We start from the raw sequence: 16,674 nt of genomic DNA, 5'->3' as shown, positions 1-16,674 counted from the left end.
TACCAGCTGAGCTAAAGAGGCGTTACTTCTTTTCAATCTTACAACGTCTGACCGTTTTAAGATGCTGCAAATATCGAAAGCTTAAACCAAAAATGCAAGTCGATTTCAAGAATTTTATACCCTGTTAAGCCAATTATTTAAAAATCAAGCGCATTATTTTCAATAACTGAAAATTTGTCATGATTCAATAAAAAATATTGCCATTTTTTCCGAAGTATGGCTTAAAAACCGAATGGCACTTCAATTGTTATAACCAATATGTATCAACGAAACTTTAAATAAGAGAATAAAAATGAATTTTAACAACTATACAATTAAAGCCCAAGAGGCTATACAAAAAGCATCCGAAATTGCGGCTGGCCATCAACAACAGGCGATTGAGACAGCGCATATTTTAAAAGCTTTACTCACAGTGGATGAAAATGTTGTCAGCCACTTATTAAAAAAGTTAAATGTCAACATCAGCTATCTCGGAACTGAACTTGACAAACAAATTGAAGGTTTTCCGAAGGTTAGTGGTAGCAATATTTATTTAAGTAGCGATGCCAACAATGCACTTCAGAAAGCACAGGGCTATCTCAAAGAATTCAATGATGAATTTGTCTCGGTAGAGCATTTATTATTGGGTATCCTGGCGACCTCTGATAAGACCTCAACATTACTTAAGTCACAGGGCGTTACAGAAAAAGACTTAAAGACCGCCATAAAAGAATTGCGCGGAAACAGTCGGGTAACCGATCAAAATGCGGAGGCCACCTATAATGCTCTGGGGAAATATGCACGAAATTTAAATGAATATGCCGAATCCGGCAAATTGGATCCTGTTATCGGCCGTGATGAGGAAATTAGACGGGTGATGCAGATACTCTCCCGTCGTACCAAAAACAACCCAATACTCGTTGGTGAACCTGGGGTTGGTAAAACGGCTATTGCGGAAGGTATTGCTTACAGAATTATAAAAGGCGACGCACCTGAAAACTTAAAATCTAAGATTGTATTTTCCTTAGATATGGGCGCTTTGGTTGCCGGAGCTAAATATAAAGGTGAATTTGAAGAACGTCTAAAAGCGGTTGTAAAAGAAGTTACCGATTCCAATGGAGACATTATACTCTTTATCGATGAAATCCATACATTAGTGGGTGCTGGAGGTGGTGAAGGCGCAATGGATGCGGCTAATATCCTCAAACCGGCGTTAGCTAGAGGTGAACTACGTGCAATTGGAGCGACAACCTTAAACGAATACCAAAAATACTTTGAGAAAGATAAAGCATTAGAGCGCAGGTTCCAGAAAGTCATGGTTGAAGAACCTGACACGCAAGATGCCATTTCCATTCTCCGTGGCCTAAAAGAACGCTACGAAACACACCATAAGGTACGCATTCTGGATGAGTCTATCATTGCTGCAGTGGAATTGTCACAGCGCTATATTGCCGATCGTTTTCTACCAGATAAAGCGATTGATTTAATTGATGAGGCAGCATCCAAATTGCGCCTTGAAATGGATTCTGTACCGGAAGCTGTCGATGAGCTTGAACGTCGTATCATGCAATTGGAAATTGAGCGTGAAGCTTTGAAACGTGAAAATGACGATAAAAAAGTCGCAGAACTGTCGGAAAGTATCGCTAATCTATCTGCAGAAAGAGATACGTTGAGAGCATCGTGGCAAGAAGAAAAGAGTCTTGTTGACAATGTCAATCAAGAGATTGAGAATATTGAAAACTACAAACTCGAAGCTGAGCAGGCCGAGCGTTCCGGAGACTATGGAAAGGTAGCAGAACTTCGTTATGGACGAATTAAAGAAGCGCAAGAAAAAGTGGACAAACTAAAGGCTGAACTCGCCGAAAAACAAGAAAGTAAGCGTATGCTCAAAGAAGAAGTTACTTCAGAAGACATTGCTGATGTTGTTGCAAAATGGACGGGAATACCTGTGAGTAAAATGATTCAATCAGAACGCGAAAAATTACTGAATCTAGAGGAAGAGCTTCATAAACGTGTCGCCGGTCAGGATGAAGCAATAGAAGCTATTTCCGATGCCATTCGTCGATCACGTGCTGGATTAAATGATGCGAAACGACCAATAGGATCGTTCATATTTTTGGGGACTACTGGAGTCGGAAAAACCGAACTTGCAAAAGCACTTGCCGAGTTCTTATTTGACGACGAACAATCCATGGTTCGTATTGATATGTCGGAATATCAAGAACGACACGCAGTGTCTCGTTTAATCGGAGCGCCTCCGGGATATGTCGGCTATGATGAAGGCGGACAGTTGACTGAAGCAGTCCGAAGAAGACCTTATTCTGTTGTTTTGTTAGATGAAATTGAAAAAGCTCATCCCGATGTATTCAATATCCTATTGCAGGTATTGGATGATGGCCATCTTACAGACAACAAAGGTCGTACGGTAAACTTCAAAAACACCATTATCATTATGACCTCCAATACGGGGTCAACCATTATACAGGAGAATTTCAGTCATCTGACCGATGATAATAGGGATGAAATTATCGCCAAAACACGCAATGAGGTCTTCGATCTTTTAAAACAATCGATTCGCCCCGAGTTTTTGAACCGTATCGATGAAGTGATTATGTTTACGCCATTAAGTCGAGACGAAATTGGAGATATTGTTCGTTTACAATTTGCACATGTTCAGAAACAGCTGGCCGAACAAAATATATTCATTACGGCTTCTGATGAAGCAATGGATTGGTTGGCACAGCTTGGTTATGACCCTATTTATGGAGCGAGACCCTTAAAACGTGTTATTCAAAAACGAATTTTAAATGAATTATCAAAGGAAATTTTATCCGGAAAAGTAAATCGCGATTCGATTATTCGTCTGGATGTATTCGACGGTAAATTTGTGTTCATCAATAAACAAGAACAATAAAAAAAAGAACGTCCGATAGTACTATCGGACGTTCTTTTTTTTATTGCTAATTTTTAAACATTTAACCTGTAATACCTAAAGCTTTTAACAACTTGTTTATATCGTCTTCGCCGTCCAAATGCTGCACCAATACTTTGGTTTTTGCATCATAGATATAAAGCGAAGGGTAATTGCTTGGTTTAAATTTTTCAATAAATTGGGTTCCAGCATCAAACAAGAATTTGACATTTGGGGCACTTTTCAATGCCTTCGCATGCATATTAATAAATCCATCGACATAAGGCTTGTCATTCATGGAGATAAAATAGAAGGATACATTCTTGAATTTGGACAAGTGCTGTGCGATACCAGCGCCCATTTTCTGGCAATGGCCACAACCCGGGTCGTAAAAATCCAACACAATATAACCCGATTTTGGAAGCTTGTCCGAATTAAACTTGTTAGCCTGATAGACCTCCTCAAAAGTAAACGATGGAAGTGTTTTGGGTGCCTGTGCAAAAACAGGTTGAAATAAGAAAAATACACTTACAAAAAATAGGGAACAAAGGAACCTCATGTTAAAGAAATTTAAACCAACAGTGACTATTCAATTAATTTTAATCAATAATACTTAAAAATGCGCTTCAGTCAACTATTATTTTAGTTTTTTTACAAAAAATCCGTAAGTTTGGGCTAATTTTTAAATCGATCAAATCTATTAATACTTATTAATCGTGAAAAAACGAATTGCTATTTTTGCTTCAGGTTCAGGGTCCAATGCTCAAAAAATAATGGAACATTTCAAGTATTCAGATGAAGCTGAGGTTGCCTTGATTTTATCCAATAACCCTGATGCTTACGTTATTCAACGAGCCGACAATTTTGAAATACCTGCACATATATTTGATCGTGATGAATTTTACAAAACCGACAACGTTGTCAATATTCTTAAAAACTTAAATATTGATCTGATTGTTTTGGCAGGTTTTCTTTGGCTCGTTCCGAATAACCTTCTGAAAGCATTTCCAAATCAAATTATAAATATACATCCTGCTCTCCTACCAAAATATGGTGGCAAAGGTATGTATGGTGACCATGTGCACAAAGCCGTTTTGGCCAATAAGGAAGAGGAACATGGCATTACGATCCACTTCGCAAATGAACATTTTGACGAGGGGGAAATTATATACCAAGCACGATTCAAAGTGGATCCCAACGATACTTTAGACATTATTAAATTTAAAGGGCAGCAACTCGAACATCAGTACTTCCCTAAAATAATTGAAAATCTTATCAAAAAAATGTAAAAACAATTCTATTATTTAGAATTGTTTTAAACAAATTGTAACTTTGTATTATGAACGAAGTTATTGAATCTGTGTTGGAGATCGATGAGTCAGAAAATAAAGCCGGGTTGTTTCAGTTTCGGAATACGGCTATGAACCCTTTTTCTGACTTTTCTTGTGCCTGCTTTAAAAAGTGTTGCAAAAAATATAAAGAAGGCAAACGCTGTAAAAAATGTCCGGGACGAAAAAAATAGCTATTTGTTGACTACTCTTCCAGGTAGTCTAAATCTTTATCAAAGCTTTCTTCTAACTGGGTCAACGAATAAATTGCTATACCCGAAAGAACGACAACCATTGTAATTGCTGCTGGCACAATTCCAAATGCATTTACTAGAAGTCCATATAGCATTGTTGACGGAATGAGTGCACCCCGTACAAAATTGGGGGCCGTCGTTGCAACAGTTGCTCTGAGATTTGTACCAAATTGTTCCGCTGAGATAGTCACAAAGGTTGCCCAATATCCTACTCCTAAGCCCATTATAAAGGCAAGGCTTAAAAACTTTGTCGCTGTAATACCATCACTCAATAAATACCATAGTGAACTTCCAATGATAATTAATTGACATATAAACACCACTTTTTTGCGGGATTTTAAAATCTGTGCGAATATTCCTGCCAGTACATCCCCGATAGAAATACCGATATAGGTAAACATCACCCCTTGACCAGCACTCAGTGTACCTGTAGCCCCCAAGGCCTTGCCGATTTCCGGAGCCTGTGTAACCAAAACACCGACAACAAACCAGATTGGAAGGCCAATACAGAGACAGTTAACATACCGTTTTAACCGGCTTTTATTTGTAAAAAGCATACGGATATCTCCTTTCACAACACCCGATTTATCTTGATCCTTAAATAATCCTGATTCAAAAGAGCCAATGCGCAACAGTAACAACAGTAAGCCCATTCCACCACCGACAAAGTAGGCCGTCCGCCAGTCAAATTCTTCCGAGACAAAATAGGCCAATATAGCGCCTAAAACACCGACACCGGCAACCAACATGGTCCCATAACCGCGTTTTGATTTATGCATACTTTCAGAAACCAAGGTAATTCCCGCCCCCAGTTCTCCGGCCAATCCAACGCCCGCTATAAAACGAATAATACCATACATAAGCACATCATGTACAAAACCATTTGCAATGTTCGCTACAGAGTATAAAAGAATCGATCCAAAAAGCACTTTTAAACGTCCAAATTTATCCCCTATAATCCCCCAAAGAATTCCACCCAAAAGCAAACCGCCCATTTGCATATTGAGCACAAATTCACCCTTTACCCGCATTTCTTCCGCAGGGACGCCAATATCAGTGAAGGACTGGATACGAACTATGGAGAAAATAATCAAATCGTAGATATCGACGAAATAGCCCAGTGATGCAATCATAACCAGTAACCATACTTTTTTGCTGGATTGTTTTTCTTTTATTGTTGACATTTTAGGTTTTTTGATCTGTAAAAATACCATAGTGAAGCTATAAAACCAAGATTTCGAAAAATAATCCGACACATTGTTTTATTTTTGCATCATGAGATATAGTCCACTTGCCTTAACATGGCTATTACGTATTTACCCACCATTTCTATTTCAGGGAATCTGGGTTAAAAAAATTAGCCCCGGCTTCCAAGGCGCCAAAGTAAAAATTTATAAGACACCATTCAATATCAATACCAACAAAACATTATTTGGCGGAACGATCTTTTCTGCAGCAGATCCAATATTCCCCATCCTCATTGATCAGTATCTTCAAAAGATTGGTTTTAAGAAAACGGTGGCCTGGTTAAAATCATCACAGATCACCTTTAAGAAACCCGGCAAAACCAGCGTGGAATATTCTGTGCAACTCTCCGAGGAAATCCTTGAAGAATGTGCCCATATTATCCGCACAAAAGGCAAAGTAGTAAAGGATTTTACACTGGAAATTAAAGATAAGTCTGGCGATCTCTGTGCCACGGTACGTTGTGAAACCTATATTCGTGACTTGAATTTTACATTCCCTTCCAGAAATCGAAATATTGAGCCATAAGAAATTAATATATTTGTCCAATTACCAAAAAACAAAAAACATGAATAAAATCGCGTTTGTAGCTATCGCATCCTTGGCAATAGCAGCATGTGGAACTCAGGGAAATGGTGCAACAGGTGTAAAAGCCCTGCAAGATTCAACTATTAAGATACATGATGAAATTATGCCTCAAATCGCTCATTTCGACCGCGATGCTGTTAAGATAGATTCTATTTTGGCAAATTTAAAAAACCTAAAAACAACTAAGGCTGATTTAGACACCAATTTAACAAGAAAAGAGCTAAGCACATTGAAAGCTAATTTAGAAAGTGCTACAGACCATATGATGGACTGGATGAAAGGATATAACCCAGATTCAACAGATGTTAAATATTTTGAAACAGAGCTGCAAAAAGTAAGTGATATGAAAAAAATATTTGATAATGTTTCTAAAGAAAGCCAAGACAAATTAAAGAATTTTTAAATCCAAAAATTCAAATAACGCAGTCCACCCCGCTTTAGATTAACATTAAATTGTTCGTGTAAAGATGGAATCAAGCTTTTACAAACAAAACTATTAAACACATGAGATCCATAACTAAATTTTACTGCGCAACTGGCCTTTTACTCGGTTTATTTTCCTGTAAAAACAATAGCCAGACAAGCCTACCCATCTATGGCGAAAGAGAAGCTGTAGAAAAAACAGTTGATGGAAAACAAATCGTAGATACAGTCTATCATACTATTCCACCTTTTAAACTGCTCAATCAGGATAGTACAATGATTTCAGATAAAGATTTTGAGGGTAAAGTATATATCGCCAACTTCTTCTTTACCCATTGTCCAAGTATCTGTCCGACGATGAATCGCAACCTATTAAAGATATACCAGCAATACAAGGATAATGAAGAAGTTCGTTTCCTGTCCCATAGTATAGACTTTAAATACGATCAACCCTATGTACTGAAAGATTATGCCAATAAATTGGGTGTAACCAATAATCACTGGCAATTTGTTTCGGGGACTAAAGCAGAAATATATGGTCTAGCCAATCAATACCTGGTTTATACCGCTGAAGATAAAAATGCACCTGGAGGTTACGATCATCAAGGTTACCTTGTCTTAATAGATAAGGATAAAAGAATTCGGGGTGCCTACGACGGTACAAACGATGAGCAGGTAAAAAAATTGATGAACGATTTACCTTTACTCTTGAGTGGGGCTAAAAAATAACATGCGCATTCTCTTAACAACAGGTATAACGATCGGGGTTATTTTATCGATCTTGATTGGTTGTCAGCAGGAAGTTGATATCAAAACGGCACAATATGCGGTTAATGGTCAAAAGGTATACCGGACACATTGTCAAAATTGTCATGGAGAGAAAGGTGAAGGATTGGGAAATCTCTATCCTCCCCTAACCGATACTACCTTTCTGCAAACGCATCGTCAGGAGCTTGCTTGTATCATCAAGCACGGGACTTCCGGAGAACTTGAAGTAGCAGGCAAAAAGTTTAATAATACCATGCCCGCTTCAAATCTTTCTGCAATTGATATCGCTTATGTATTAACATACATCAATACCAAGATCAATAAAGGAAAGAATCTATATCCTCTGGAAGAAGTGGAGAAAAATTTAAAAAATTGTAAATAGAAAAAAGCGTTGGTTTTATAAGCCAACGCTTTTTTTTCTATGCAACCGATCCACCTCCTCTAAGAAAGATCTTCGGGCCAATCTGCAAGCGACAATCAAGCTACAACCCTGGCACTCTTGGCACTACTTCCCCTCCGCCCATCAAAAAAAATAAAAAGTTGAAAACAATTTCACCTTTTTTTCCTTATTGTATTATTGGTTCAAATCGTTTTATATTTATTGATTTATAACAATATTCTGACATTTTGGATCCAAATTAATCGTTAATTTTGCAACCGAATGAACGTTCGATTGATGAATTCCAATGAAAAAATTGCGGCAGTACTTGCCAGCACACTAAAACTTATACAAACAAACGGCTTCCATGGAACGCCGATGAGCAAAATCGCACAAGATTCTGATGTAGCAATAGGAACTATCTACCATTATTTTCCATCAAAAGATGACCTAATCTTTGCACTGTTCAAGCATTGTAGAACATTACTGAATGATTACATTTTTGATGGTATAAAAGATGATTTCGATTATAAAGATTCCTTTGTTCATATCTGGCGCAACTTTGTCAAGTTTTATTTAGAAAATGGGCATATCTTCAGTTTTTTTGAACAGTTTTTTTCGTCTCCTTATTACGAGAAAAACAAAGCTGAGATACAAGAACCTGTAGGTGGACAAAATAAAGTTGTTGATTTTTTACAAGAAGGCATTGACCGAAAAATATTGAAACAGGTAGACGTCCATCTTTTGGTGGCCAGTTATATTGGTGTAGCCTTATCCACTGTTCACAGTATCAAATTTAAAGATCTCAAATTCTCTGAACAGAATGTAGAAGATTTAATTGGGATTATTTGGGATGGAGCTATTAATAGAGAAAAAAATAATTAATTACATATATGAAGTTTAATAGAATCGTTTATTCCTTGGCGGCCCTGTCGCTTTTGAGTAATACAGGATTTGCACAACAGCAATCTGAAAACTTGCCGGCAAATGCAACACTTCAGCAGCTGATTGATTACGCCTTACGTAATCAAATCTCTGTAAAACAAGCACAATTGGACGAGGCCATCGGTGAAAAAGATATTGACATCTCCCTTTCAGGTTGGTATCCACAATTGGGTCTAAAAGGAAGTTACAATTATAATGTCATTGTTCCATTAGCAAATATTGGCGGAAATAATATTAAAATGGGGCAGAACAATGCGAGTGCCTTAACGCTTCAAGCAGACCAACAGATCCTTAATCCGGAGCTAATGCAGGCAAAAAAAGCCGCTGAGCTGGTACGTCTCGGTAATAAACAAAATACGGAGAACAAAAAAATAACAGCTGTTGTGGAGGTCAGTAAAGCCTATTATGACATCCTTACCTCGGAAGAGCAGATCAAGATTGTTCGCGAAAATATTGCTCGCCTTCAAAAACAATTGAAAGATGCGAAGTCACAATATGATGTGGGTTTAGTTGATAAAACCGACTATAAGAGAGCGCAAATTGCGTTGGCAAATTCGAATGCTGACGAGAAAAGAACGGTTGAGCTTCGTAAATATAAATACGAATACCTTAAACAATTGCTAGCTTTGGATAAAAGCAAAAATTTGACGCTTTCATTTGACAATAGCAGTATGGAATCAGAGATTCTACTTGATACAACTGCAGGAATAAGTGTCTCTAATCGAATTGAATTCCAACAATTGGAAACATCGAAAAAGATTCAACAGTTGAGCACACAGTATTATAAATGGACATATTTACCAAGCGTAAGTGCCTTTTATAATTACGCATTCAACTATAGAAATGATAAATTCAGTAAGCTTTATTCCGACAATTTCCCGGGTTCAGTAGCTGGCCTAAATGTTTCTTTTTCAATTTTCGACGGGTTTAAACGTAAAAAACAAATCAATAAATCCAGATTGCAGGAAGAAAGAATTGACTGGGATATCAAAAATTTAGAAAACAGCATTAACACAGAATATTCGTTGGCAAAGGCAACCTATAATGCAAATTTAAATGACTGGAAAACAGCTAAAGAAAATGTGGATCTCTCCAAAGAAGTATACGAGACAATCAAACTTCAATATGACGAAGGTATCAAAACTTACCTCGATTTAATGACGGCAGAGACTGATCTCAAAACAACACAGCTCAATTATTTGAACTCCCTTTATGCGCTATTATCAAGTAAATTGGATGTTCAGAAAGCAGTTGGGGCAATCCACACAAATTAATCAATAAACGGAAACTAATACAAATCATGAATAAAAGACAATTATTATTCGCTTTCTTCCTTGGGACGGCATTAGTATGGACCTCTTGTGGAAATAAAGATGCAAAAAAGCAAGGTGCAGCACAGGCTCAGGCTGAAAAAGTTGTCCCTGTCAGCTTTGGTGTCGCATCGCATGAGACTGTTACAGGTACAATCAGCTATCCAGCAACAGTCAAACCGTTGAACGAAGCAGATCTATATGCGGAAGTAAGCGGCTATATCACAAAAATATATGTTTCTGACGGTGCAGTAGTTTCCGCAGGACAAGCTCTTTATGAAATTGATGGAACACGCTACAACGCAGCTGTCCAACAAGCTAAAGCAAGCTTACAGGTCGCACAGACTGATTTGGACCGACAAAAAAGAGATTTAGCACGTTACCAGACATTGGCCGATAAAGATGCGATTGCGAAGCAGGTTTTTGACAATGCAGTATCAAATGTAGCAGCTTCTCAGGCACAGGTAGAGTCGGCTCGTGCGGCATTGGTCACTGCAAATACAAACTTATCACGGTCGACGATCCGCGCTCCTTTCAGTGGTACTGTAGGGATATCACAGGTACGTTTGGGAGCCTTGGTTAACCCAGGTACAACCCTATTGAATACTTTGTCTTCAACCAGCCCAATTGCTGTTGAGTTTCAGGTAAACGAAAAGGATATTGCCAAATTTACTCAATTGCAAAGTAGCCATTCATCTTCGGACCTTTCTCTTTTATTGCCAAATGGAAGCACTTATGAAGGCAAAGGAACGATCACAACCATTGACCGCGCAGTTGACCCTGCTACCGGAACAATCAAAGTGCGGGCGACTTTCCCGAACAATGCCAACGAATTGCGGGCTGGTATGAATATTACGATGAATGTATCAACAACCTCGGCTACAGAAGAAGTTGTTGTACCTTACAAAGCGGTCTTTGAGCAGCTCGGGGTATTTAACCTTTATGCGGTGAATGATAGCAGTAAAGCCGAAATACGTCAAGTAAAATTAGGTATTAAAGCTGGTGATAAAATTGTGATTAAAGAAGGTGTCAAAGACGGTGAAAAGATTATCGTCGACGGTACCATGAATGTCCAAAATGGAGTTAAAGTAGTTGATGCTGCTGTCGCTGCCCAACAGGCTGCCAAAGGAGCACCTCAAGGAAAATAACACCATTAATTTTTTAAAGAGAATCTAAAAGATATAGAATGATTTCAGAAGTATTTATTAAGAGGCCAGTTACCGCAATCGTTATTTCGATATTGATTTCAATTATCGGGATCATTGCAGTATCCACGTTGCCAATTAGCCAGTATCCTTCTATTGCACCTCCAACAGTAACGGTTACGGCCAATTACACCGGAGCTGATGCACAGACGGTTGAACAAACCGTGACAACTCTTATCGAGAGTCAGATCAATGGTACACCTGGCATGATTTATATGTCGTCCAATAGTACGTCAAATGGTCAAGCAACAATTACGGTGACATTTGAAGTAGGTACGGATATCGATATTGCGACCTTAGACGTACAAAACCGCGTGGGAATCGCTGAACCAGCCCTTCCCGAAGCTGTGAGACGTCTGGGAATTACGACCCGTAAAGCCAATAACGATATCCTGATGTTGGTTGCCTTAACTTCACCAAAAGGAACAAGAGATGAAAATTTCTTGGCCAATTACAATAACTTATACGTTAAAGATGCGCTCTTACGTGTGAAAGGTGTCGGTGACGTAACCGCTTTTGGTCAGCCGTTTTCAATGCGTGTATGGCTAGATGCAAATAAATTGGCTAATCTAAGCATGACCCCGGCCGATGTATCGACAGCGATTGCGGAACAAAACTCCCGCATACCTGGTGGTAGTGTGGGTGGACGTCCACAAGAGTCTTCGACAGTATTTGAATATCCAATCATTACCGATAGTGACCTTTCGAATCCGGAAGACTTTGAAAACATCGTTGTAAAAACCAACAAAGATGGATCTATCGTACTTTTAAAGGATGTTGCACGTGTTGAATTGGGTCAATTTAATTATGGTACATCATCTACCGTAAATGGTATGACCTCATCTGCGATGATGATTAACCAGACCCCGGGAGGAAATGCCGTAGAATCCGCAGAAGGTATTGTGACAGCATTGGAAAAATTAAAGAAATCTTTTCCAACTGACGTAGATTATACCATCAGTTACGAGACAGTTTCGGTAGTAAATGCCTCAATTTCTTCGGTTATCCATACCCTAGTTGAAGCATTGATCCTGGTAACAGTGGTGGTATTTTTCTTCCTTCAAAGCTGGAGGGCAACATTAATCCCCGTATTGGCAATTCCGGTATCCATCATCGGTACATTCATCTTCTTCCTGATGTTTGGCTTTTCGGTCAACAACCTGACCATGCTCGCCTTTGTATTGGCCATCGGTATTGTGGTGGATGATGCCATCGTTGTGGTGGAAGCTGTCCAGCACTATATCGACCATTATAAGCTGGATGCAAAAGAAGCGACACGTCGCGCCATGGGCGATATCACCGCTCCGGTTATTGCAATTGCATTAATTTTGGCTGCCGTATTCGTTCCTGTAGGTTTTATCCCTGGGATGGTCGGTAAATTGTACCAACAATTTGCCATCACGATCGCTGTGTCCGTTATGTTGTCTGCATTTATTGCCCTTTCGTTGACCCCAGCATTATGTTCGATTTTATTAAAACCAACAGCAGTACATGAAGGTGCCAAAGGTTTGAATAAATTTTTCTACAAATTTAATGTCTGGTTTGAAAAGGTGACCATCAGATACTCCAATGGTGTAAAACAAGCAATCAAAAAAGCACCACTTGTATTGATCATTCTGTTGTGTATTTTTATCGGAACAGGCTGGATGTTTACAACCAAACCGACAGGATTTATTCCTTCGGAAGATGGTGGTGCATTTTTTGCAGGTATTACTTTGCCGGAAGGTTCTTCTTCTGCACGTACTAATGAAGTCCTTAAAGAGATTGAAGCCGATCTACACAAGACTTTCCCTGAAATCAAGTATGTTACCGCAATTTCTGGTATCAATATCCTAAACCGCGCGTTTAAATCCAATGGAGCAACAGTGTTCGTTTCTCTTAAACCTTGGGAAACCCGTACACGTACTGCAAACGATATCGCTGGAATGATTATGGGTAAATACATGGGTTATACCAAAGCACGGGTATTGGCGGTAACACCGCCGGCAATTCCAGGTTTAGGTACATCTGGAGGTTTCTCTTTGCAAGTACAGGATTTACAGACTGTAAATATCAAAGATTTCGAAGCAACAGTCGGCAAATTCTTGATGGCAGCCAACCAACGTCCGGAAATTGGAATGGCCTACACGATGTTTAATACCAATTCTCCAAACTACAAATTGGAGGTCAATCGTGAACAGGCAAAACGTATGGGCGTGCCTATCTCAAGTATTTATTCGACAATATCATCCTATTTGGGAAGTAGCTATGTCAATGACTTTACAAAGTATGGTCGTAGTTACCGTGTCGTGACACAAGCTGATATTCCGTACCGTATGAATATTGAAGACATCAACAAATTGTATGTCAACAATGTTTCTGGGAACCCTGTACCGATGGGTACACTGGTCAAGTACGAATTAATGACAATGCCTTCAATCATCAACCACTACAATATCTTTAGAAGTATCGAGATTAATGGTAGTTCGGCTCCCGGTTTCTCATCTGGAGATGCATTGAAAGCTTTGCAAGAAGTGGCTGCACAAACATTACCAGAAGGTTTTGACTACCAGTTCTCCGGTCTATCTCTTCAAGAGATGCAATCCGGGTCAAAGACCATCCAAATTTTTGCCTTATGTATCCTGTTTGTGTTCTTACTATTGGCTGCCTTATACGAAAGTTGGTCTGTACCTTTCTCCATTTTGTTATCTGTACCACTAGGTGTATTTGGGGCTATATTAACCCTAACATTAATCCCTACATTGGATAATAACATCTATGCACAGATTGGTCTGGTCACCATCATTGGACTTGCTGCTAAGAATGCGATTCTAATCGTTGAGTTTGCTAAGGAACGGGTTGATATTGGGATGAACCTTTATGAAGCGACATTAGATGCTGTAAAATTGCGTTTACGACCAATTATCATGACGTCCTTTGCCTTCATCTTGGGGATTATTCCATTGATGCTATCCCATGGAGCTGGAGCAATTTCTCGCCAAACAATCGGTTGGACGGTATTTGGTGGTATGACTGCAGCCACACTCCTAGCGATCTTTATCGTTCCAGTGCTATTCGTTGTGATTACACGTATGGCATACGGTAAGAAAAAATTGGCTGAATTAGAAGCTAATTTCGATGAAGAGAAAGCGAAAAATTTAAGTTCACACTAATTATACGCTGCCTCTGTGAAGAATCCACACGGAGCTAACAGCAAGAAGCCTTTCCTTGTAACAAGGGGAAGGCTTCTTTTTTGCTCGTCCAATTATATTTTTTTATTTTTACAGCTCACTATTAAAAGTATATGTCACCTGAATCACAACGAAAATTTGAATTACTAAACCTTCTTGCCGAATCCTATGACGCGCTATTATTTGATGTCGATGGTACCCTGGCTGATAATATGGATGCACACAAGCAATCATATAAGGCTGCAGCTCAACAATACGGGGTCGAGTTGGACGTCAATTTGATTGATGAAACTGCCGGATGGCCCACTGTGGCTGTTGCAGAGGAAATCAGCAAACGCTATGGCGTAGATTTCGATTATCAAGAATTTTCAACACTAAAGTCTACCATTTTTCGAGACGAGTATGTTTTCAAGACTAAGCCTGTAGATTACGTTGTTGAACATCTAAAATATCAGAAAGGTAAAAAACACATCGCTGCCGTTTCAGGAGGAACCAGAACAACCTTATCCATGACCTTAACCACCATTGGTGTATGGGATGATTTGGAAACACTGGTTTGTGCTGGAGATACAGCTGAGGGAAAACCTTCACCCCAACCCTTTCTTTTGGCAGCGGCTCAATTGAATATTGCTCCGGAAAGATGCCTGGTCTACGAAGACGGGATCCCAGGAGTTGAAGGTGCGAAAGCCGCAGGAATGGGTTGGGTTCGCGTTGATGAAATTTAATAAATCCCGATTTGCAGACTATAAAAAAAGCCGCAGTAAACTTCAAGCTTACTGCGGCTTTTTTATAGCATTATGCTATTTAAAAACTAGTAATTATTTTCACTCCCCCGTTGCTATAGTTCAAATCGGATGATTTCAAATTTCCGATTGGAGCTTTATAATAAGGCTCTACAGAAATGGATAATTTTCCAACTTTCTGTTTCCGACCAACTGAAAAATTAATAAACCCGTTCACACCTTTATCATCAACATTTTTGTCTTGGGATTTTTGTCTGTACTCCGTATTATTTGTTTCATAGATCGTTGCCCGTTCCTGATCCAATACACCAACATAGGATACACCGACTGAGGTATAGAAATTCTTGTTGATCGCATATCTAACATCCAATGGGATATCAACTGTTAGGATTTTACCTGACACTCGTTCATTACTCTTTGCATCTTTTGCATCTGCTGCCCGCATCGCAAAGGAATTATTCAAATTCGATTGAGAAATATAATTTGGCGCATCTGCATTAAGAGAATTTGATCCCATTGCAGGAGTAATGGGTGAATTACCCGAAACAGCTCCATAATGTTGAATGGAAGCTCCTGAACGAAGACTTACCTTACTCGAAATATTATAGGCTAGTGCGACCCCACCGCCCAGCGTTATACTTTCTGACGTAGAGGCAGGTGATACAAAAGCGCCCATTTCCCATTTCTTATCTTGGTTAACGTTCGTGTGTACAACACTATTCCTTGCCCCACCTTGTTGCGCAGCATACAATTGTGATAGTTTTGCAGCATCGCGTTGCGTTTGATTAACAGGCGACATAAACCCTGAATTGGCCGAAGCAATAACGGCACTACTATTCGTCACAGTGGTATTTGTTGACGCGCTTACTCGTTCCACTTCACTTTCCGTTAGACCAACCTGCGCTGAAAATGAATTATTTTTCAATTGCATGGACTGCAGCCTTCTTAAATCGGCTGATACAGCCACATCGTGGCCCCGCATTAATTGCCCAGTACTCAATACCAAGTGGTGATTGTCCAAATTTTCAGTTGAATGGTCCGTTGGCACAGAATAGGTATAGGGCTTCTTCGCCGATAATACCTCTGCACTCACAATCCTATCGCCCGTAACATCCGATAACGAACGCTGTATCGATCCTTTTAAATCCTTATGATCACCTAAAACATCTTCGCGTTCCGGCAGATGTGTCAAAACGACAGCAGGTAAATCAGTCTCCACATTCGTCTTTAGCCCCCAATATCCTACACCAAAACACAATAACACAGCCGCAGCAGTACTCCAATACTTCCAATTAGAGGAACGATGTGCTGAAACGCCATAATTTGAGGCAAATTTCTCCCAGGAACCTTCTTTATAAGGTAGTTCATGGTCTTTTAATTGTCCAATGATCTCTTCTATCAATTCCTTTTTCTTATTGTCTTTCAT

At 39.3% G+C, this 16,674-nt stretch carries 14 protein-coding genes; 11 read left to right on the top strand and 3 right to left on the bottom strand.

Features of this window, described 5'->3' with window-relative positions:
* The first annotated feature begins 292 nt into the window (after nt 1–292).
* Complete coding sequence (clpB, locus tag B4N43_RS12770) at nt 293–2,893, top strand: ATP-dependent chaperone ClpB (protein ID WP_075992745.1); 2,601 nt, start codon at nt 293–295, stop codon at nt 2,891–2,893.
* Between the two features lie 61 nt (nt 2,894–2,954).
* On the opposite strand, the gene B4N43_RS12765 is transcribed toward clpB, so the two are convergent.
* Entirely contained in the window at nt 2,955–3,449 is a 495-nt protein-coding gene (locus tag B4N43_RS12765; RefSeq protein WP_075992746.1) for a TlpA family protein disulfide reductase, read from the bottom strand.
* Between the two features lie 157 nt (nt 3,450–3,606).
* Here B4N43_RS12765 and purN point away from each other — a divergent pair, with 157 nt between their 5' ends.
* Nucleotides 3,607–4,179: a phosphoribosylglycinamide formyltransferase gene (gene purN / locus B4N43_RS12760; RefSeq protein ID WP_070563826.1), complete on the top strand. Its 573-nt coding sequence runs from the start codon at nt 3,607–3,609 to the stop codon at nt 4,177–4,179.
* A 244-nt stretch (nt 4,180–4,423) separates the two neighbouring features.
* On the opposite strand, the gene B4N43_RS12755 is transcribed toward purN, so the two are convergent.
* A complete protein-coding gene (locus B4N43_RS12755) occupies nt 4,424–5,656 on the bottom strand; it encodes an MFS transporter (protein WP_075994819.1) in 1,233 nt (410 codons plus the stop codon).
* Nucleotides 5,657–5,747: 91 nt separating this feature from the next.
* Between B4N43_RS12755 and B4N43_RS12750 the strand changes: the two genes are divergently transcribed.
* The 9 genes from B4N43_RS12750 (at nt 5,748) to B4N43_RS12710 (ending at nt 15,230) form a co-directional block, all read left to right on the top strand.
* On the top strand, nt 5,748–6,245 hold the full coding sequence (locus B4N43_RS12750; protein ID WP_070563819.1) for a PaaI family thioesterase: 498 nt from the start codon (nt 5,748–5,750) through the stop codon (nt 6,243–6,245).
* Nucleotides 6,246–6,285: 40 nt separating this feature from the next.
* A complete protein-coding gene (locus B4N43_RS12745; protein ID WP_075992748.1) occupies nt 6,286–6,708 on the top strand; it encodes a hypothetical protein in 423 nt (140 codons plus the stop codon).
* A gap of 101 nt (nt 6,709–6,809) precedes the next feature.
* The gene (locus tag B4N43_RS12740; protein WP_120334303.1) at nt 6,810–7,457 is read left to right on the top strand and encodes an SCO family protein; all 648 of its coding nucleotides are present in this window, start codon (nt 6,810–6,812) and stop codon (nt 7,455–7,457) included.
* A gap of 1 nt (nt 7,458) precedes the next feature.
* A complete protein-coding gene (locus B4N43_RS12735; RefSeq protein ID WP_075992750.1) occupies nt 7,459–7,878 on the top strand; it encodes a c-type cytochrome in 420 nt (139 codons plus the stop codon).
* A gap of 294 nt (nt 7,879–8,172) precedes the next feature.
* Nucleotides 8,173–8,760: a TetR/AcrR family transcriptional regulator gene (locus B4N43_RS12730; protein ID WP_286735110.1), complete on the top strand. Its 588-nt coding sequence runs from the start codon at nt 8,173–8,175 to the stop codon at nt 8,758–8,760.
* A gap of 8 nt (nt 8,761–8,768) precedes the next feature.
* Nucleotides 8,769–10,094 carry a TolC family protein gene (locus B4N43_RS12725; protein ID WP_075992752.1) on the top strand — a complete coding sequence of 442 codons (1,326 nt, stop codon included), beginning with the start codon at nt 8,769–8,771 and terminating at the stop codon, nt 10,092–10,094.
* A 26-nt stretch (nt 10,095–10,120) separates the two neighbouring features.
* Entirely contained in the window at nt 10,121–11,278 is a 1,158-nt protein-coding gene (locus tag B4N43_RS12720) for an efflux RND transporter periplasmic adaptor subunit (RefSeq protein WP_075992753.1), read from the top strand.
* A gap of 38 nt (nt 11,279–11,316) precedes the next feature.
* Entirely contained in the window at nt 11,317–14,487 is a 3,171-nt protein-coding gene (locus B4N43_RS12715; RefSeq protein WP_075992754.1) for an efflux RND transporter permease subunit, read from the top strand.
* A gap of 131 nt (nt 14,488–14,618) precedes the next feature.
* Nucleotides 14,619–15,230 (top strand): HAD family hydrolase, encoded by a 612-nt coding sequence (locus tag B4N43_RS12710; RefSeq protein ID WP_153844589.1) that lies wholly within the window; start codon nt 14,619–14,621, stop codon nt 15,228–15,230.
* Between the two features lie 79 nt (nt 15,231–15,309).
* On the opposite strand, the gene B4N43_RS12705 is transcribed toward B4N43_RS12710, so the two are convergent.
* Nucleotides 15,310–16,674 carry a hypothetical protein gene (locus tag B4N43_RS12705; RefSeq protein ID WP_286735108.1) on the bottom strand — a complete coding sequence of 455 codons (1,365 nt, stop codon included), beginning with the start codon at nt 16,672–16,674 and terminating at the stop codon, nt 15,310–15,312.

The organism is Sphingobacterium sp. UBA1897, from assembly GCF_002337775.1.
In the GTDB taxonomy this organism is placed as follows: domain Bacteria; phylum Bacteroidota; class Bacteroidia; order Sphingobacteriales; family Sphingobacteriaceae; genus Sphingobacterium; species Sphingobacterium siyangense.
Note: the sequence above shows the minus strand (reverse complement) of the source record. Positions and strands in the feature narration are given on the sequence as shown.